The sequence below is a fragment of the Bacillus haynesii genome (assembly GCF_001969855.1).
GTDB lineage: Bacteria > Bacillota > Bacilli > Bacillales > Bacillaceae > Bacillus > Bacillus haynesii.
The window spans coordinates 95,674-112,889 of the sequence record NZ_MRBL01000019.1 but is presented as its reverse complement, the minus strand read 5'-3'; the positions used below and the strand labels follow the sequence as shown (position 1 = coordinate 112,889).

17 protein-coding genes and 1 pseudogene are annotated in these 17,216 nt (G+C 47.1%); 6 read left to right on the top strand and 12 right to left on the bottom strand.

What is annotated here, in order from left to right; translation table 11 throughout:
* Positions 1-123: 123 nt before the first annotated feature.
* The 4 genes from BTA31_RS17330 to BTA31_RS17315 form a co-directional block, all read right to left on the bottom strand.
* Positions 124-1,146 carry a FecCD family ABC transporter permease gene (locus tag BTA31_RS17330; protein WP_142243755.1) on the bottom strand — a complete coding sequence of 341 codons (1,023 nt, stop codon included), beginning with the start codon at positions 1,144-1,146 and terminating at the stop codon, positions 124-126.
* The gene (locus BTA31_RS17325; RefSeq protein WP_076793306.1) at positions 1,146-2,144 is read right to left on the bottom strand and encodes a FecCD family ABC transporter permease; all 999 of its coding nucleotides are present in this window, start codon (positions 2,142-2,144) and stop codon (positions 1,146-1,148) included. The genes BTA31_RS17330 and BTA31_RS17325 overlap by 1 nt, the downstream gene beginning before the upstream one ends.
* Positions 2,145-2,228: 84 nt before the next feature.
* Entirely contained in the window at positions 2,229-3,206 is a 978-nt protein-coding gene (locus BTA31_RS17320) for an ABC transporter substrate-binding protein (RefSeq protein WP_076793300.1), read from the bottom strand.
* 109 nt (positions 3,207-3,315) lie between these two features.
* Positions 3,316-4,245 (bottom strand): DMT family transporter, encoded by a 930-nt coding sequence (locus tag BTA31_RS17315; protein WP_043927056.1) that lies wholly within the window; start codon positions 4,243-4,245, stop codon positions 3,316-3,318.
* Positions 4,246-4,628: 383 nt separating this feature from the next.
* Between BTA31_RS17315 and BTA31_RS17310 the strand changes: the two genes are divergently transcribed.
* Entirely contained in the window at positions 4,629-5,765 is a 1,137-nt protein-coding gene (locus BTA31_RS17310) for a S8 family peptidase (RefSeq protein WP_043927109.1), read from the top strand.
* Between the two features lie 57 nt (positions 5,766-5,822).
* Here BTA31_RS17310 and BTA31_RS17305 read toward each other — a convergent pair whose 3' ends face one another.
* The 4 genes from BTA31_RS17305 to BTA31_RS17290 all read right to left on the bottom strand — a co-directional run bounded on the left by BTA31_RS17305 (position 5,823) and on the right by BTA31_RS17290 (position 8,735).
* Positions 5,823-7,079 (bottom strand): M48 family metallopeptidase, encoded by a 1,257-nt coding sequence (locus tag BTA31_RS17305; RefSeq protein WP_076793299.1) that lies wholly within the window; start codon positions 7,077-7,079, stop codon positions 5,823-5,825.
* A gap of 71 nt (positions 7,080-7,150) precedes the next feature.
* The gene (locus BTA31_RS17300) at positions 7,151-7,462 is read right to left on the bottom strand and encodes an AzlD domain-containing protein (protein WP_043927058.1); all 312 of its coding nucleotides are present in this window, start codon (positions 7,460-7,462) and stop codon (positions 7,151-7,153) included.
* Complete coding sequence (locus BTA31_RS17295) at positions 7,455-8,171, bottom strand: AzlC family ABC transporter permease (RefSeq protein ID WP_043927059.1); 717 nt, start codon at positions 8,169-8,171, stop codon at positions 7,455-7,457. The genes BTA31_RS17300 and BTA31_RS17295 overlap by 8 nt, the downstream gene beginning before the upstream one ends.
* Positions 8,172-8,183: 12 nt before the next feature.
* Positions 8,184-8,735, bottom strand: a complete 552-nt coding sequence (locus BTA31_RS17290) for a helix-turn-helix domain-containing protein (protein ID WP_076793298.1) — start codon at positions 8,733-8,735, stop codon at positions 8,184-8,186.
* A 128-nt stretch (positions 8,736-8,863) separates the two neighbouring features.
* On the opposite strand from BTA31_RS17290, the pseudogene BTA31_RS23845 reads away from it, so the two are divergent.
* A pseudogene (locus tag BTA31_RS23845) lies at positions 8,864-9,193 on the top strand (YhfM domain-containing protein); the annotation flags it as partial.
* An 89-nt stretch (positions 9,194-9,282) separates the two neighbouring features.
* Here the strand turns inward: BTA31_RS23845 and BTA31_RS17280 are convergent.
* The 3 genes from BTA31_RS17280 to BTA31_RS17270 form a co-directional block, all read right to left on the bottom strand.
* A complete protein-coding gene (locus tag BTA31_RS17280; RefSeq protein ID WP_043927062.1) occupies positions 9,283-10,824 on the bottom strand; it encodes a fatty acid--CoA ligase family protein in 1,542 nt (513 codons plus the stop codon).
* Positions 10,825-10,985: 161 nt separating this feature from the next.
* Complete coding sequence (gene lplJ / locus BTA31_RS17275; protein WP_043927063.1) at positions 10,986-11,975, bottom strand: lipoate--protein ligase; 990 nt, start codon at positions 11,973-11,975, stop codon at positions 10,986-10,988.
* A gap of 18 nt (positions 11,976-11,993) precedes the next feature.
* Positions 11,994-12,728, bottom strand: coding sequence for an MBL fold metallo-hydrolase (locus BTA31_RS17270; protein ID WP_076793297.1), 735 nt, complete (start codon positions 12,726-12,728; stop codon positions 11,994-11,996).
* 157 nt (positions 12,729-12,885) lie between these two features.
* On the opposite strand from BTA31_RS17270, the gene yhfH reads away from it, so the two are divergent.
* The 3 genes from yhfH (at position 12,886) to BTA31_RS17255 (ending at position 14,964) form a co-directional block, all read left to right on the top strand.
* Entirely contained in the window at positions 12,886-13,020 is a 135-nt protein-coding gene (yhfH, locus tag BTA31_RS17265; RefSeq protein ID WP_076793296.1) for a protein YhfH, read from the top strand.
* Between the two features lie 307 nt (positions 13,021-13,327).
* Positions 13,328-14,614, top strand: coding sequence for a cation:dicarboxylate symporter family transporter (locus tag BTA31_RS17260; protein ID WP_076793295.1), 1,287 nt, complete (start codon positions 13,328-13,330; stop codon positions 14,612-14,614).
* A gap of 155 nt (positions 14,615-14,769) precedes the next feature.
* Positions 14,770-14,964, top strand: a complete 195-nt coding sequence (locus BTA31_RS17255; protein WP_043927067.1) for a hypothetical protein — start codon at positions 14,770-14,772, stop codon at positions 14,962-14,964.
* Between the two features lie 77 nt (positions 14,965-15,041).
* Here BTA31_RS17255 and BTA31_RS17250 read toward each other — a convergent pair whose 3' ends face one another.
* Complete coding sequence (locus BTA31_RS17250) at positions 15,042-16,079, bottom strand: M42 family metallopeptidase (protein WP_076793294.1); 1,038 nt, start codon at positions 16,077-16,079, stop codon at positions 15,042-15,044.
* Positions 16,080-16,185: 106 nt separating this feature from the next.
* Here BTA31_RS17250 and BTA31_RS17245 point away from each other — a divergent pair, with 106 nt between their 5' ends.
* Complete coding sequence (locus BTA31_RS17245) at positions 16,186-17,181, top strand: ketoacyl-ACP synthase III (RefSeq protein ID WP_076793293.1); 996 nt, start codon at positions 16,186-16,188, stop codon at positions 17,179-17,181.
* Positions 17,182-17,216: the final 35 nt, after the last annotated feature.

Sequence of the window (17,216 nt, the reverse complement as noted above, 5' to 3'; positions counted from 1 at the left end):
GCGTTCAGGCAGGACGCCTTGGCGATTAGCCGCCGATCCTTCTCCTATTCGTGAGCACCGCCTTAGCAGGCCTGACGGTTTGTCGACACGCTGAAAAGACGGCATCAAGCATGCCGTCTTTTTTTATGCTCTCCCCCGCTTCGCTTCGCGGCGCAGCAAATAAATAAAATACGGACCGCCGATAACGGCTGCGATCAATCCAGCCGGTATTTCAAGCGGCGGAACAAGGCCTCTTCCGGCGGCATCGGCAATCAAGAGGACGATACCGCCGACGAGAGCTCCAACGGGAATCAAGATCCTCGTTTCTGCCCCTGCCAGCTTTCTTGCGATATGGGGCGCCATCAGCCCGATAAAACCGATTGTCCCAACGGCGGTCACAGCAGCAGCTGTCAGCAGGACCGCACCGGCAAGCAGCAGAAACCGTGTTCTTTCAAGCCGGATGCCGAGGCCGACGGCAATCCCGTCCCCTGATTTGATGATATCGAGCGGTTTTGCCGCAAACCATATCGGAGGAATCACCAGACAGCACCATATGAAAAGAGACAGCACATCATCCCAGCCTCTCCCCCATAGACTTCCGTTCAGCCAAATTAATGCATTGTTGACATTCGGGCTCCCCCTTGAGATGAATAGCTGAATGCCCGAATGGCAAAAAGCATTGACCGCTATCCCGACGAGCGCCAGCCGTACAGGAGAGATCCCATTTCGATAAGCCAATAAATAGACGAGGACTGCAGCCAAAACGCTTCCTGAAAAGGCGGCGCCTGTCAGCAGCAGCGGACTTTGCTGCGAAAACAAGACCGTAACGATCACAGCGGCCAATCCCGCTCCTCCTGTAATCCCAAGCGTGTCCGGGGCGGCCAGCGGATTTTTCATCAGCGCTTGTGCGACTACACCCGCGATCGATAGCGCACCTCCGGCAAGCACAGCGAGGAGGATTCGCGGCATTCGAAATTCCATCACCAAAAAGCGGACTCCCGCATCCCCTTGCCCTGCCAGCGATTTCATTACCTCCCACAGTCCGATGTTTTCATCTCCGATCGCCAAATTGAGCACAATGAGCACGAACAAACAGGCAAATAGCGCACAGAGAACTACCGCCGATTGTCCGCGCCGTCTTTTCGTTTTTCTTGCCGTATTGTTCATCATGCCGCCCCCTTTTTCCGTCTTCTCGCCAAATAGATAAAAAACGGCGTCCCGATCATTGCCGTGACAACTCCGACCGGCGTTTGGTACGGAAAATAGACAAAGCGGGACAGAATATCAGCAATCAGCAAAAGAACGGCTCCAAGCAATGCCGAATACGGAATCACTACACGGTAGTCAGCCCCGATGAGATACCGGATCATATGAGGAACCATCAATCCGATGAAACCAATCGGTCCGGCAGCGGAAACAGATGCTCCCGCCAACGCGACAACAGTGAAGGCGATGAACAATCTGCTGAGCCATACGTTTTGTCCCAGCCCATGAGAAACATCATCTCCGAGACTCATGACGGATGCCACCCTCCCTAAGGCCAAAGCCGTCAACAAACCCGCAATGCTTACCGGAATCAATAAATGAAGCTTATCCCACGAGCTCCCCGCTAAAGAACCGGAAAGCCAAAACAATAACGTTTCCGTCGACTCTTCATGAAAAATGAGCAGCATTTGCGTCATCGAAGCAATGATCGCCTGAATGACGACACCGATCAAGGCAAAGCTAATATCCCTGTCGTGTTCGCTGAATACTGAGGCAACCGCGTACACGATCAACGCGGCTGCGGCACCACCGGCAAAAGCGGCTCCCATCGCGATCTGGGGAACAGCAAGCGCAGGAAACATCACCGTCAAACATACGACAGCAAGAGAGGCCCCTGCATTGATTCCGAAGATGCCCGGAGATGCGAGCGCATTTCTTGTCACCGCCTGCATCAGTGCGCCCGCGGCACCTAGATTTGCGCCGATTAATGCGGCGGCCAAGGCGCGCGGAATTCGGATGGACTGAATAATCGCGTGCAATTTTGAACCGTCGTACGCAAACACAGCCGCCCAAATGTCGGACAGCGCAATCATTGACGAACCGATTGAAACAGAAAGCGTAAAACTCGCAAGCAAAAGAAAAACAAAAATGAGCGGTGCAAAACGTTTCACATAATATATCAAACAGGTCACTCCTTTAGAAAAAAACAAGCGCATGCTTTTATAAAAAGCATGCGTCATCCCGTCCAACAAGCCGGCAGGCTCCTAAGATTTTTTTTGATCCTCAGACAGAAGATGCTGACCGATTTCATCCATCAGCGCATCTGCTCCGTCAATACTGCGTCGGAGCGACCAGGCGAATCTGTCGGCTTCATAAACCTTGCCGTTTTTGACTGCGCTGAGCTTTTTCCAAAGAGGATCTTTTTCGATCGGTCTTTTCCCGTCTTCATCAACTTTATCCTTTTCTCCCGTCATCAGGACAATCATGTCGGGGTCTTTCTCAAGCAGCTGTTCGAGCGTCATTTTAATATTGACGGATTCACCGTTTTCGGCATCGCCTTTGCTGCTGTCTCCGACACCGTACGTATAGCCGATTTTTGTCAGAAGCTGAGACGTGAAAAAGTTTTCGTCGCGCACGGTGATTTCTTCATTTGTGTTTCCGAGCAGAAGAATGCTCTGTCTCCGGCTGCCAAATGTCTGTTTCAATTCATTCAGCTTTTGTTTATGTTCAGCCAACTTTTTCTCCATTGCGCTTTCTTTGCCGACGGCTTTCGCAATCGTAAGAGACGCATCAAGCGTGTCCTGATAATCGGCATTTAAGTTTTTCAGCGCGATTGTCGGCGCAATTTTCGACAGCTTATCATAGACGCCGCTATGCCTGCTCGAATCGGCAATAATTAAATCGGGCTTTAACGAAGCAATTTTTTCAAAACTTGGCTGGGCGCGGGAACCGACTGAAGTATACCCTTTGATTTCTTCTCTGACCTTCTCGTTAATAAACTTAGGTTTGCCGTCGTCCGCAATTCCGACAGGCTTAATGCCCGCATCAAGGAGCGCATCAATAAAACCCAATTCAAGGACCACAACTTTTTTCGGATGATTCTGCACTTTCGTTTCTCCAAGATCATGCTTAACTGTCACGGAATCCTGACCGGAAGTTTTCGTACTCTCGCTTCCTCCAGAGCAGGCTGTCATCACTGATATCATCAATAGGAATAAAATAGCAAAATATTTGAGCTTCATATGTATCTCCTTTTCTGGTAGTAGACGAGATTATTATAGCAACACTTCATACCAATGACAACGATAATCATTATCATTACAAAAAAAGAAAGGAGTCTCTCCCTCCTTTCTACACCCGTTCATTCGCGGAATCCTCCGCTTTGCTTTCTCTGCTGAGGGAAAGGATGATGACCGTGATAATCACCATCACCGTACCGGCACCTTGAAAGGCATTGAACGGCACATCCAGCCAGACTGCCGACGACAGAACGGCCGCAAGCGGTTCGGCGCAGCTCAGACAGCTCGTTTCTTTTGCAGAAAGATAAGAGAGGCTGCCGATGTATAATGCAAACGCCAAAGCTGTGCCGCACAATACAACAAACAGAATGGCTGCCGCCTCCCCTGCCCCAATGTGCGAAAGGTCAAACCGAAACGGCGGAAACAAAAAAGAAATTCCGGCCCCTCCGATCAGCATTCCCCATCCCGTTACCGTCAAAGCACCGAACGATTGAATTAATCCTCCTGCAAAAACCGTATAGAAAGCAAGCGCACCACCGGACAAAATGCCCCAAACAGCGGCCTGAAACGGAATATACAAACTGTCCGGCCTTCCGCCTGTCAAAAGAAGAAACACGCCGGAGAGCGCCAATAAAGTAAGCACGGCGTCTTTCCATTTAGGCGGAAGTTCTTTTTTAACATATAGGTAAAACAATACGAAAAAAGGCGCCAAGTATTGAAGAATTGCAGCAGCTGCAGCATTTCCCTTTTCAATTGAAGCAAAAAACGTATATTGGACGGCAAGCATCCCAAAAATGGAAAATACCAAAATCGAACAAATATCTGTTTTTTTCTTCCATATCCGACACACATGTTTGAAACCGTTTTTCATTGAAACATATAACAAGAGAATAACTCCCGATGCCAGAAGCCTGACAGAGACAAGCGAGCCGGCGTCAGCCGCTCCCCTTTCGAATACATACTGCGCAGCGCTTCCCGACAATCCCCACAACGAAGCCCCTGCCAGCACCATCAATACGCCTTTCACATGAGCTGATTTCATATCTTTCACCCGTTTCTGTATGCGATATATTGCATATTTTAATAGATAATCGACAAGGCCGCAACTCCTTCACCAAAATATGATGTTATAAAATAAACGAATAGTATTTTCATAAAATGAATCATGTGAATCAATCTCCTGTCATACGCGGACCCCGGGACCTCTTTCCCTGCCAGGATGAAGCGGTCTATTCATACTTTCGAACTGAATAATTTTCTAAAACAGTGATTAATAACCAATAAATTTTAAATTGGTCCTTCAAAAAAATAGGTCTACCATATAATTCATTTTTCTTCTATAATAAATTAACAGAATAATTCGAATAGAGTATATTATCCATCTATTTCAATTATTCTGAATAAAACGGAGGAGAGTGAGTAATGATGAGGAAAAAGAGTTTTTGGCTTGGGATGCTGACGGCCCTAATGCTCGTGTTCACGATGGCCTTCAGCGATTCGGCTTCTGCTGCTCAGCCGGCGAAAAATGTTGAAAAGGATTATATTGTCGGATTTAAGTCAGGGGTAAAAACCACATCCGTCAAAAAGGACATCATCAAAGAGAGCGGCGGAAAAGTGGACAAGCAGTTTAGAATCATCAACGCCGCAAAAGCGAAGCTAGACAAAGAAGCGCTTGAGGAAGTCAAGAATGATCCGGATGTCGCTTATGTGGAAGAGGATCACGTTGCCCATGCTATGGCGCAAACCGTTCCTTACGGCATTCCTCTCATTAAAGCAGACAAAGTGCAGGCTCAAGGCTACAAGGGAGCGAACGTAAAAGTCGCCGTCCTGGATACAGGAATCCAAGCTTCTCATCCGGACTTGAACGTAGTCGGCGGAGCAAGCTTTGTAGCCGGCGAAGCTTATAACACCGACGGCAACGGACACGGCACGCATGTTGCCGGTACAGTAGCTGCGCTTGACAATACAACCGGTGTATTAGGCGTTGCGCCGAGCGTATCTTTGTACGCGGTTAAAGTGCTGAATTCAAGCGGAAGCGGATCATACAGCGGCATTGTAAGCGGAATCGAGTGGGCGACGACAAACGGCATGGATGTTATCAACATGAGTCTTGGGGGAGCGTCAGGCTCAACAGCGATGAAACAGGCGGTTGATAATGCATATGCGAAAGGGGTTGTCGTTGTGGCGGCTGCTGGGAACAGCGGATCTTCAGGAAACGCGAATACAATCGGCTATCCTGCGAAATACGATTCTGTCATCGCAGTTGGTGCGGTAGACTCTAACAGCAACAGAGCTTCATTTTCCAGCGTCGGAGCAGAGCTTGAAGTCATGGCTCCTGGCGCAAGCGTGTACAGCACTTACCCAACCAGCACTTATGCAACATTGAACGGAACGTCAATGGCTTCTCCTCATGTAGCGGGAGCAGCAGCTTTGATCTTGTCAAAACATCCGAACCTTTCAGCTTCACAAGTCCGCAACCGTCTCTCCAGTACGGCGACTTATTTGGGAAGCTCCTTCTACTATGGAAAAGGTCTGATCAATGTCGAAGCTGCCGCTCAATAACATATTCTAACAAATGGCATATAGAAAAAGCTAGTGTTTTTAGCACTAGCTTTTTCTTCATTCAGTTGAAGACTGTTCAATATTTTGAATCCGTTCCATTATGGTCGGATGGCCATATTTAAAAATCTTGACGAGAAACGGCGGATTCGCCTCGCTCAACCCGGCTTTTGAGAGCTCTTGAAAAGTCGAAACCGCTGCATCGCTGTTGTTCGTCAGTTCAATCGCATACTGGTCAGCGGCTTTTTCCTGATGCCTCGAAACTGCGTTTGTAAATGGAGAAGACGCGAAAGAGATGACCCCCATCAGCATCAGGAGAAGCGGGAGTGCGGCAAGATCGGATTTTCCCGCAATGTGAAGACTTTTTCCATAGCGGCCGATGATCCGCTTGTACAGCTTGTCGATCACATAAAAGACGGCAAGGGATAAAAGCAGGTACCCGCCGAGTCCTATGTAAACATGCTTCATTACATAGTGCCCCATTTCGTGCGCCATAATGAATAAAATATCCGGCTCATCCAGCTTGTTCAGCGTGGTATCCCAGAGCACAATCCTTTTATTGGCGCCGATCCCTGTCACATAAGCATTTAACGCATTCGTTTTTTCAGACATGTTCACTTCATAGACGTGATTCGCAGGAATATCCGCCTGATCGGCCAGATTCAGAATGCTTTGTTCGAGCTCTTTATTTTTCAGCGGATAAAAGTCATTGTATAAAGGATCGATGACAACCGGCTGAAGGAAAAATAAAAACAGCGTAACCGGAACCGTCAGGCACCAGGCATAAAACCACCAGCGTTTTTCATTCTTTTTGATCAAAAAGTAAAAGACGATCACCGCCGCAGCCGTTATCGGAAAGCTGATCCAGAAGTCGATCACCTGGTCTTTGATCCAGCTCGCGGTTGTCTGCGTTGATATGCCGTAGTCAAGCGAATATTGATAGCTGATCCAGTCAAGCGGCAAAGAAATGATCGTGACGATCAGAAACAAAGCAAAAACATATGCCGTTATTTGAATCGTTCTCCGTTTTGACGTCTGCTCCGCCCAATTCTTCATTTTCTTTGATAAACCGGCAATCAACAATATAAAAAATAAGAACCACTCAAACGGAATCCGAATAAAAAACAGAAAGTCCTTTATTTTCGAGTACTCTTCCGTCAGCATGAGTTCCCTTTCGTTCATAAATGTCGCCGGGTCTGCGCTTGTCCCTTTCAGCGCCTCGGGAACGGAGGGTTCACCGGCCATAAAGAGATACCAATAGAAAAAAAGGCCGTACAGCACATACAGGAGACCGGCTCCCGCGATCCATTTCCGCATGGCGAATCACTTCCTCTCACATAGCAGTTACTTCTATTGTAAGCTTTTCATGCGAAAGTTAGAACCAAGCCTTACAATGAGAGCAAGAGGCCGGCTCCTGCGAGCGTCAAAATCGTCCCCATCACGACGACTATGACGCTTGCTCCAAAATAGGAAAATAAAAATGCGATAAGAGCGCCGGCAAGTCCGTAGAGCATCCCGCTTTGCACCGAAAAAATGCCCGGGAAAATGAGAGCCCCCAAGACGGCGTACGGCACATTTTTCAGCACGCGCTCCAAAAATCCGGGAAGCTTCAGGCTTTCAAAAGCAATGAGCGGCACCATCCGCGGTATATATGTAACGGCAGCCATGCCGATAATCATCCAGATGATCGGACTAAACATAGTTTCTCTTCCCCTCTGTTCTAAATTGGTGCAGCCATTCGATCAGGATGGCGGATAAAAGTGTAGCACAGACGATCGACCATCCTGCCGATAACATTCCGTTCATTTGGAAAACCGTATTGAATAGCGCGGCCGCTCCCGCCAGCAGCAGGACTTTTCGCTGTTTTTTCAAAGGCGGCACCAACAATCCGATAAACATAGCATAAAGGGCGATGCTCATGCTTTCCTGGAGAACAGCAGGCATGGCAGCCCCGGCAAAATGCCCGGCCGCACTCCAAAAAACCCAGCTTACATATCCGATCGAACCGAGGCCGATCATATACCCTGTCGTCAGCTTTTCCTTTCTTAAAGCAGCGACAGCAAACGATTCATCTGTCACCGCGAAAAATGAGTAAAACGCTTTTTTCCAAGGCGAATCTTTTTCTACCAATTGATTCAAAGTCGCTGAAAATAAAAAATGTCTGATGTTCACAATGAACGTCGTCATAACGATTTCGATCATTCCTGTCTGAACGGCGAGCATGCTTAAAGACATATACTGGGACGCTCCTCCGAAAACAAGGGCGCTCATCAAAAACGTTTCAAAAAGTGACAGCCCCGTTGTTTTTGCTAAAAGCCCGAATGTCAAAGCGACCGGGATATAGCCGACGGCAAGGGAAACCCCTGAACGAAGCCCGTCTAGGAAGTTGAGTGAATCCTGCTTTTCCATCTTGACACCTCTTTACGGATAATAAATGAGTGTATAGCATGATGCCGTTTGTTCCGTGTTGTTTTCGTACGTATGGACGGTGTTTGCGGTAAAATGCATCGCATCACCTTCGTTCAAGTCGCAGGTGTAATCACCCGCCGTCACTGCGATCGCTCCTTTAGAGACGAGCACGTACTCTTCAATCCCGCCGTGGTGAGGCTCTGATTCGTGCACACAGCCGGGCGCAAGTTCAATATAAAAGATTTCAAACTTCTTTTTTTGGTCGAACGGAAAATGCGGAAATGCCGCGTATTTTTCTTCTCCGGCCATAACGGGCGTTTTCTCATGCTTTCTGACGACCGTCGGCTCCCCGGCAGGCTTTTCTGCCAAGGAAGTAAATGATACTTGCAGCCCGTTTGCGATCTTCCACAAGGTTGTGATCGTCGGACTTGAAGCTCCTTTTTCGATTTGCGCGAGCATGCCTTTGCTGACGCCGGTCATCGATGACAATTGATCAAGGCTGTAATTACGGACTTTTCGCAGCCTCTTCATGTTTTCTGCGACTTGTTTTTCAATCGAATTCATCTTCTGCCTCCTCACAATAAATTGAACATATGTATAATTTATTGAACATTATAGCATAATTTTTTAGGATGAAAAGGCCTTTAAACGGAGAAAATAGATAGCCTGGGGTGATCATTCTGAAAAAAATAATGGGGATCATACTTTTTTTCGGTATTTTATCCATCGCTGTCTTTTATGTATTCCACCTGATGGCGGAGCCTTTCGACTCAAGAAATGCTGAAGAAATCATCTTGAAGCAGGCGGAAGACAGCGAAAAAACGGTCCGCATCAAAGACAGGCACAACATAGACGCCCTGCTTGATACATTTAATAAAGGGAAAAGGATGAAGGAAAAGACAGCGCATAACCTGCCTGCTCCGGCGTATCACGGATACATCAGCATGACCGACACACATCGCGTTCACTTCACCGTCTGGCTGAAGAAAGATGAAGCCGTCATCTTGAAAGAAGAGGAGGGCACATATTTCGTTCTCCGACAAAGGGAAAAAGATGCTCTTCTCAGAGAACTGCAGAAAAGGGACGCGGCAAGCGTCCCTTTTAGCGTACATCAAGATTGGTTTGTCAGAATGTCTTTTAAAGCGCGCCTTAAAATTTTGCCGGTCGAGTTTTTCGGAATTTCATCCATGAAAACGATCGCCGACGGACGCTTGTATTTGGCAAGATGCTTTTTGCAGTGCGACAAGACATCATCCTCTCTCAGCGTTTTATTCTGCGGAACGACATAGCAGTGGACGGCTTCTCCCGTATTCGGGTCAGGCACTCCGATGACCACCGCTTCTGCGATCTCCGGATGGAGGTAGAGCACTTCTTCGATTTCCCTCGGATAGACATTATAGCCGCCCACGATAATCATGTCTTTTTTTCTGTCGACGATATAAAAATAACCGTCTTCATCCCGTTTTGCCAAATCACCTGTATACAGCCATCCGTCTTTAATTGTATGGGCTGTTTCTTCCGGCATTTTGTAGTACCCTTTCATGACATTCGGCCCTTTAACGATCAGCTCCCCGACTTGGCCGGCAGGCAGCTCCTCCCCGAGTTCATTGACGACTTTGTTTTTCACATTGAGAATGTTCGTGCCGATCGATCCTGGCTTGCGGCCGGTGCTGAACGGGTTAAAGCATGTAACAGGAGAAGCCTCCGACAAGCCGTAGCCTTCTAAAACGAGGACGCCGAACCTTTCTTCAAAACTTTTCAGGAGAGCGACAGGCATGGCCGCTCCGCCTGAGATACAAAGCCTGATGGATCGAAAACCTGCTTCATCTGCCCCTTCATACTGATAAAGGTAATTGTACATTGTCGGAACGCCTGAGAAGATCGTCGCCTGATGCTTTTTAATCAGCTTGAAAACCTCGGCGGGACTGAATTTCGGCACGATCAAAATCGCTGCGCCGTTCATGAGCGGTGCATTCATGCAGACCGTTAAACAAAAAACGTGGAACATCGGCAGGGCGGCGACGACAAGGTCAGATTCATTCATTGTCAGATAGCGGGCCGTATCATTTGCATTCGAAAATAGATTTTGATGTGTGAGCATCGCCCCTTTTGGTCTTCCAGTGGTGCCTGACGTATAGAGGATGGCGGCCGTATCTTCGTCATCGATTTCAGGAAACGGCCGGACAGGAGGTCTCATGATGCTTGTAAACGATTTCAATTTCATCTTAACCTCGGTGCTTTCCGGTTCTTGAAGCGGCTCCCCCGTTTCGCAAAGCACGACGCAGCTGACTTTCGGAAGGGATTCATGCACCTTTTCGTAAAGCGGGAGCAGCTGTCCCAGAGCCACGATTACTTTTGCATCGCCGTTTGTCAGCATATAGCCGATCTCAGTCGGCGTATAGGCCGGATTGATCGGTATGACAACGGCTCCGGCTTTCAGCGCACCGTAAAACGAAATCACAAAATGCGGTGTATTGCCGAGAAGCAAAGCGACATGATCTCCCTTTTCCACCCCGATTTCGCGCAGCCCTTCGGCAAAGCAATCAATTTTCTGCTGCAATCCCCCGTATGTTTCCCTTTGATCCCCAAAAATAAAAGCGGTTCTGTCAGGCTTTGATTGAGCTGTTTCCCCTAATTTTGAAACTAAATTCATTCTCCCACCCCTTAAAAATGAATGAATGACCATTCATTTTGTGATAATCAAAATCTATTCCCATTATAGTAAATGAACAGAAAACACTCAAGGGCTGCCGGGAAATATCTTCCATTCCTCTCATGTTAAAAAAGGGGCCGCGGAACCCGCAGCCTCCATTTTTAGTAGACAAGCTCCAAAAATTCTTCTTTTTGAATATTGCCGAAGTAATGCTTGATGTCTACGTCTTGCAGGGCTTCTTCAATCGCTTTTCTTTCATACTGCACGCCTGTCAGCTTCTCTTCAATATCGCTGACATCGCCGACTCCGAAAAAGTCACCGAATATTTTGCACTCACGGATCACGCCTTTTTGCACTTCCAGGCGGATGTCGACCGATCCCGCTTGAAAACGTTTTGAATGCTGAAGATTAAATTTCGGAGACTTCCCATAGTTCCAATCCCAGTTTTGATAGCGTTCCTTTGAAATTTGATTGATGATTTCCCAGTCTTTTTCAGTCAGCTTATACTCCGGTATGTCCCCTTCGGTATCAAAAATATAGCGGAGAAGCATGCTTCGGAATTCCACTGTCGTCATCTTCTGATCGAGAAACTCGCTGATATTGGCTACACGGCTCCTGATCGACTTGATGCCTTTTGATTCGATTTTATCTTTTTTCACTTTTAAAGCCGATACGACATGTTCAATCTCAGAATCGAACAACAGCGTGCCGTGGCTGAACATTCTCCCTTTCGTTGAAAACTGGGCGTTGCCCGAAATTTTCCGGCCGTTTGCCATCAAATCGTTTCGCCCGCTCAGCTCCGCATCGACGCCAAGCTTCTTTAAAGCAGCCACAACGGGCTCCGTAAACTTCTTAAAGTTGTGGAAGCTGTTGCCGTCGTCTTTCGTAATAAAACTGAAGTTCAAGTTCCCGAGGTCATGGTAGACAGCTCCGCCGCCTGACAGCCTGCGGACGACAATGATCCCGTTTTCATCCACATACTTTGTGTTGATTTCCTCGATCGTATTTTGGTTTTTGCCGATGATGATCGACGGCTGGTTGATATAAAACAGCAAATACGTCTCTTCAGGATCGAGGTGCTTTAAGCAGTACTCCTCTATCGCCAAGTTGATCCTCGGATCTGTAATATTTTGATTATCGATAAACAGCATGTTTGTCAGTTCCTCCTTCTATTCTCCCCACACATAACCGGTGCGCGCCAGATCAACCGCGCCTTTATAAACGGTTTGGGCCTCTTCTGCTAGTTTTTGATGTTCCCCGAAATGCGGGAGGTGTGTCAAGAGAAGCTGCCCCGCACCCGCTTCCGCAGCGATGCGCCCCGCTTCGAGGCTGTTCATATGACCGGCGCTTCCCCCATCCTGATCCGCATAAAAATTGCACTCTGAGATCAACAGATCGGCTCCTTCGCTGAACGGGATAAAAGCTTCCTGAAAGCTCGAATCGGCCGTATAAACGACAGAATGAACACCGTCCGTCACCCTCATGGCAAAGCAGTCAACAGGATGAACCGTTTTTAAAAATGTGAACGTAAACGGTCCGATTGTCAAAGGCTGTTTCGGATCATACGCCAATCCAGCGGTATGCGTTTTATATGTAAGCTTTGAAAACTGCTCTTCATCAAAAGGATGTCCATATATCGGAAGGGCATTCGTCCCCTTGCCGAGGAATGAGCCGACCAGTTTGGCAAATTGCAAAGGCCCGACATCTGCAATATGGTCGTAATGATAATGGGATAATATAACGGCATCTAGCTCCTCAACGGGCAGAAACAGCTGAAGCTTGGATAAAACGGCACTGCCGCAGTCGATTAAAACAGAATAATTCCCGGATTGAAAGAGATAGCCTGAAGTCGCTTCATTTGCAGCCGGAAATCCTCCGCAGCAGCCGATGACTGTCACTTTCATGTATACACACCTCTTTTTCGTGTCTATCGTCCCCCTATTCAATATACCCATTTTTCTTAAAAATTGCATGTTTTATATTTTGTCATAAAACAGACGTTGATTTTCTGACAACTGTTATAATACAATGATAACAACAAACAAATTGGGGGAATCAAACATGCTCGCTAAAATTACCGAGTTCTTCAGAAATTTGCCTTCAAAAAAATGTTCAGAATGCGGCCACGATATTGATGAGCAGCACGAATGCTACGGAAACACTTGCTCTAAATGCTTAAATGTAAAAGATATATAGACGTCACTAAAAACGCCCCGGCAGATTCCCCGGGGTGTTTTTTTGTCATAAAGTTAGTCATAAAGAGAGAGATTCGTGTCAAAATTCATTATTTTAATAATATCTTACTATTTCACTTAGGGAAATATACACCGATGATCGTCCCGATTTGAATTCAAGACAGGATGATCATCTCATATTTGAATTTTCGATATATTCAGACGTTATTTTTTTGATGGACGAGCTGCTTTTTCTTTCGCTATACTTAATTTACGATCTCAAGTTTAATATTCTAGTATAAAATTAAGCATGCGTTGGGAGGGCATCTATGAAAAGACTTAAATTCGGTTTAGCCACACAAATTTTCCTCGGGCTTATTTTAGGGGTTGCAGCAGGAGCGATTTGGTTCGGAAATCCTGCGGTGGCAACATATCTGCAGCCCGTCGGCGATTTGTTCTTAAGATTAATCAAAATGATTGTGATTCCTATTGTCGTTTCAAGCTTGATTGTCGGGGTTGCAGGGGCCGGCAGCGGCAAAAAGGTCGGCAGGCTCGGCTTTCGGACGATCCTGTACTTTGAAATTATTACGACTTTTGCGATTGTGCTCGGACTTCTCCTTGGAAACATCATTCAGCCTGGACACGGCGTAAACTTTTCTGGTGCTGAAAAACAGGATATCAGCCAATATGTAGAAACAGAAAAAGAAGCAAGCACCAAATCTGTCGCAGACACTTTCCTGCACATTGTGCCGACAAACTTTTTCCAATCGCTCGCTGAAGGCGATCTGCTTGCAATCATTTGCTTCACTGTTCTGTTCGCACTCGGAGTGTCTGCCATAGGCGAAAAAGGCAAGCCTGTGCTCTCCTTTTTTGAGGCAACGTCTCAAGCCATGTTCCACGTCGTCAACATCGTCATGAAATTCGCGCCGTTCGGCGTTTTTGCTTTAATTGGTGTGACGGTTTCAAAATTTGGTTTTTCTTCGCTTTTATCATTGGGAAAGCTCGTTTTACTAGTCTATCTTGCTCTTGCTTTCTTCCTGATCGTCATCTTTGGGATCGTCGGCAAGCTGTGCGGTATCAATATATTTAAATTTCTGGCCTATTTGAAAGATGAGCTGCTTCTTGCGTACAGTACATCAAGCTCTGAAACCGTGCTTCCGCGCGTCATGGAAAAGATGGAGAAAATCGGCTGTCCGAAAGGCATTGTGTCGTTTGTCATTCCGATCGGCTACACGTTTAACCTTGACGGCTCTGTCCTGTATCAGGCGATCGCGGCGCTGTTTCTGGCGCAGGTCTACGGCATCGATCTGTCCATTGGACAGCAGCTCACGCTAATCCTTGTTCTGATGGTCACTTCTAAAGGAATGGCTGCCGTTCCCGGCACATCATTCGTCGTTCTTCTTGCGACTCTCGGCACGATCGGCGTTCCTGCTGAAGGCCTGGCCTTCATTGCCGGAGTCGACCGGATTATGGATATGGCGAGAACGGTCGTCAACCTGACCGGAAACGCTCTTGCCGCTGTGGTCATGTCAAAATGGGAAGGTGAATATGACGCCATTAAAGGACAGACCGTCTTAAATCAAAGGGAGCCGGCAGATATGAAAATATCCGGCTGACAGCTCGCAAAAAAACGTATGTTTCCCGCTTTTGGAGAAACATACGTTTTTTCAAAAATATGCAAATTACTCAAGAAACCTGTCCAAACAACTTCCTTTCGTTTACATACGATGTACTGTAGTTCAATTAGAAAAGAAAACTGGAGGGAAGTTTAATGTATTTTTACCATGACCATTGCAAGAAAGATTATGACTATGACTACCACAAGAAAGACCACGACTGCAAGAAATACTACTACTATTATTACTACTATTATCCATGCTATAAGAAGTATGATTATGACTATGACTACAAGAAGTTTGACCACTTTGATCACTGCAAAAAGAAAAAACACTATGATTACTGGTAAGTAAACGCCATCCTTTACGGATGGATGACTTCCACTCTTTTTTACTCCCAAGGGACCGGGGTCCCTCGGGAGCTTTTTTATGCCATGTCAGACTGGACATAATGATACAGCAGCTTTGCCGTCTGTTCCAAGGACGATTGGTGCGTCCTTTCAAACGCGTGGGATGCGTCAATTCCCGGGCCGATCAGCCCGTGGACGATATCATGGCCCGCTTTGATGGCCGCTGAAGCATCTGAACCGTAGTACGGGTAGATATCAAGCTTATAACCGATTCCGTGTGCTTCACAAAGGGCTGTCAGACGCTTTCGAAGCCCGTAATGATAAGGCCCGCTGGCATCCTTTACACAAATGGATACCGTATATTCATCGGTTGACTGTCCATCGCCGATCGCTCCCATATCAACAGCCAAATATTCCACCGTTTCAGGCGGGATGTTGGAGTTGCCGCCATAACCGATTTCTTCATTGTTGGAAATTAAAAAGTGTGTCGTGTAAGGCAGTGCCATCCCTTTTGTGTTAATCGTTCTGATCAGCTCGATGAGGAGGGCAACGCTTGCTTTATCATCAAGATGACGCGATTTGATAAACCCGCTCGGCGTGATGTCAACGCGCGGATCGAAGGAGATAAAATCGCCGACATTGATGCCGAGCGCCCGGGTTTCTTCTTCACTGCGGACCGGTTCGTCAATGCGGACCTCCATATTCTTCTGGTTCCGTTCGGCTTTTCCGGCGTCTTTGTATACATGCACTGATGTCTGATGCATTAAGATGGTGCCGGTGTAAGTTTTCCCTGATGCTGTTTCAATTTTGCAATACTCGCCTTCAATCGAGTTGTAATTGAAGCCCCCGATTAAATCAATTTTCAGCCTCCCGTCCGGTTTAATCTCTTTCACCATCGCTCCGAGGGTATCGACATGAGCGGTCAGCATCCGGTGCCGGGATCTGTCGCGGCCCGGTATCGTCGCGATCAGGCCGCCTTTACGGTTAAGCCTTGTTTCAACTCCTTCTTTCTGTAAAAGGCGATTGATATAGTCTATGATGTCATACGTATTTCCAGTAGGGCTCGGGATGGAGACGAGCTCCTTGATGAGCTCCATCGTTTTCTGTCCTGACATGGTTCATTCCTCCCAACTTGTGATGTTTATAGTATACCTCAGATCAACATTTTAGTACCAGATACTAATACTAGGTGATATAATGAAAGAAAGGAGAGTGAATTTCATGAAAACTTTATCAAAAGCGCGAATTTCCGCCATTGGCACCTATGTTCCCGAAAAGCGTATGACAAACAAAGACTTTGAAAAGATCGTCGATACTTCTGATGAATGGATCATTCAGCGGACAGGAATGAAAGAAAGACGTATCGCGGGGAGTCACGAATTCACATCAGATCTTTGCATAAAAGCGGTTGAAGATCTAAAAAACAGATACAGTGGCACGCTTGACGATTTGGACATGATCATCGTCTCTACCACAACGGCGGATTACGCTTTTCCAAGCACGGCATGCCAGGTTCAGGAACACTTCGGATGGAACGAAGTCGGCGCGGTCGATGTAAATGCGACTTGTGCAGGATTAGCATACGGATTGCATATGGCCAACGGCCTCATCACTTCCGGATTGCATAGAAAAATTCTTGTAATCAGCGGTGAAACCTTATCAAAAACAACCGACTACACAGACCGCACGTCTTGCATTTTGTTCGGAGACGGCGCGGGCGCCCTGCTTGTCGAACGGGACGACAAAGCCCCAAGCTTCATTACTTTTGCCCAGGATACTAAAGGTGACGGAGCCCGCCATTTATACAGAACCGGCTTGCGAAGCGACCTTAAAGGGGAGCCGCTCTCAGGTGAAGGAAAAATGGTTCAAAACGGCCGCGAAGTGTATAAGTGGGCGGTCAGGTCCGTTCCCGAAGGCGTCAAAAAGCTGCTTATCCAAGCTGAAATGGAGCTGAAAGATATCGATTGGTTCGTCCCGCACAGCGCGAATCTGCGAATGATCGAATCGATTTGCGAAAAAACCGGAATTCCAGCCGAAAAAGCGCTGACGAGCGTCGAATGGTTTGGCAACACCTCATCCGCATCAATCGTTCTCGCCCTTGATGAAGCCGTCAAAAACGGAAAGCTGAAAGAGGGTGACACTTTGATTCTGTTCGGTTTTGGCGGAGGTCTTACATATACGGGACTGATTGTAAAATGGGGCGCGCCAGCTTCCTGATTTCAAAAAAAAACATCTTTTCTTGCCCTAGCCGG

Excerpts from the sequence above, each read along its gene's own strand:
- BTA31_RS17330 (WP_142243755.1), bottom strand. The coding sequence starts at position 1,146 with ATGAACAATACGGCAAGAAAAACGAAAAGACGGCGCGGACAATCGGCG.
- BTA31_RS17320 (WP_076793300.1), bottom strand. The coding sequence starts at position 3,206 with ATGAAGCTCAAATATTTTGCTATTTTATTCCTATTGATGATATCAGTG.
- BTA31_RS17315 (WP_043927056.1), bottom strand. The coding sequence starts at position 4,245 with ATGAAATCAGCTCATGTGAAAGGCGTATTGATGGTGCTGGCAGGGGCT.
- BTA31_RS17310 (WP_043927109.1), top strand. The coding sequence starts at position 4,629 with ATGAGGAAAAAGAGTTTTTGGCTTGGGATGCTGACGGCCCTAATGCTC.
- BTA31_RS17305 (WP_076793299.1), bottom strand. The coding sequence starts at position 7,079 with ATGCGGAAATGGATCGCGGGAGCCGGTCTCCTGTATGTGCTGTACGGC.
- BTA31_RS17300 (WP_043927058.1), bottom strand. The coding sequence starts at position 7,462 with ATGTTTAGTCCGATCATCTGGATGATTATCGGCATGGCTGCCGTTACA.
- BTA31_RS17295 (WP_043927059.1), bottom strand. The coding sequence starts at position 8,171 with ATGGAAAAGCAGGATTCACTCAACTTCCTAGACGGGCTTCGTTCAGGG.
- BTA31_RS17290 (WP_076793298.1), bottom strand. The coding sequence starts at position 8,735 with ATGAATTCGATTGAAAAACAAGTCGCAGAAAACATGAAGAGGCTGCGA.
- BTA31_RS17280 (WP_043927062.1), bottom strand. The coding sequence starts at position 10,824 with ATGAATTTAGTTTCAAAATTAGGGGAAACAGCTCAATCAAAGCCTGAC.
- lplJ (WP_043927063.1), bottom strand. The coding sequence starts at position 11,975 with ATGCTGTTTATCGATAATCAAAATATTACAGATCCGAGGATCAACTTG.
- BTA31_RS17270 (WP_076793297.1), bottom strand. The coding sequence starts at position 12,728 with ATGAAAGTGACAGTCATCGGCTGCTGCGGAGGATTTCCGGCTGCAAAT.
- yhfH (WP_076793296.1), top strand. The coding sequence starts at position 12,886 with ATGCTCGCTAAAATTACCGAGTTCTTCAGAAATTTGCCTTCAAAAAAA.
- BTA31_RS17260 (WP_076793295.1), top strand. The coding sequence starts at position 13,328 with ATGAAAAGACTTAAATTCGGTTTAGCCACACAAATTTTCCTCGGGCTT.
- BTA31_RS17255 (WP_043927067.1), top strand. The coding sequence starts at position 14,770 with ATGTATTTTTACCATGACCATTGCAAGAAAGATTATGACTATGACTAC.
- BTA31_RS17250 (WP_076793294.1), bottom strand. The coding sequence starts at position 16,079 with ATGTCAGGACAGAAAACGATGGAGCTCATCAAGGAGCTCGTCTCCATC.
- BTA31_RS17245 (WP_076793293.1), top strand. The coding sequence starts at position 16,186 with ATGAAAACTTTATCAAAAGCGCGAATTTCCGCCATTGGCACCTATGTT.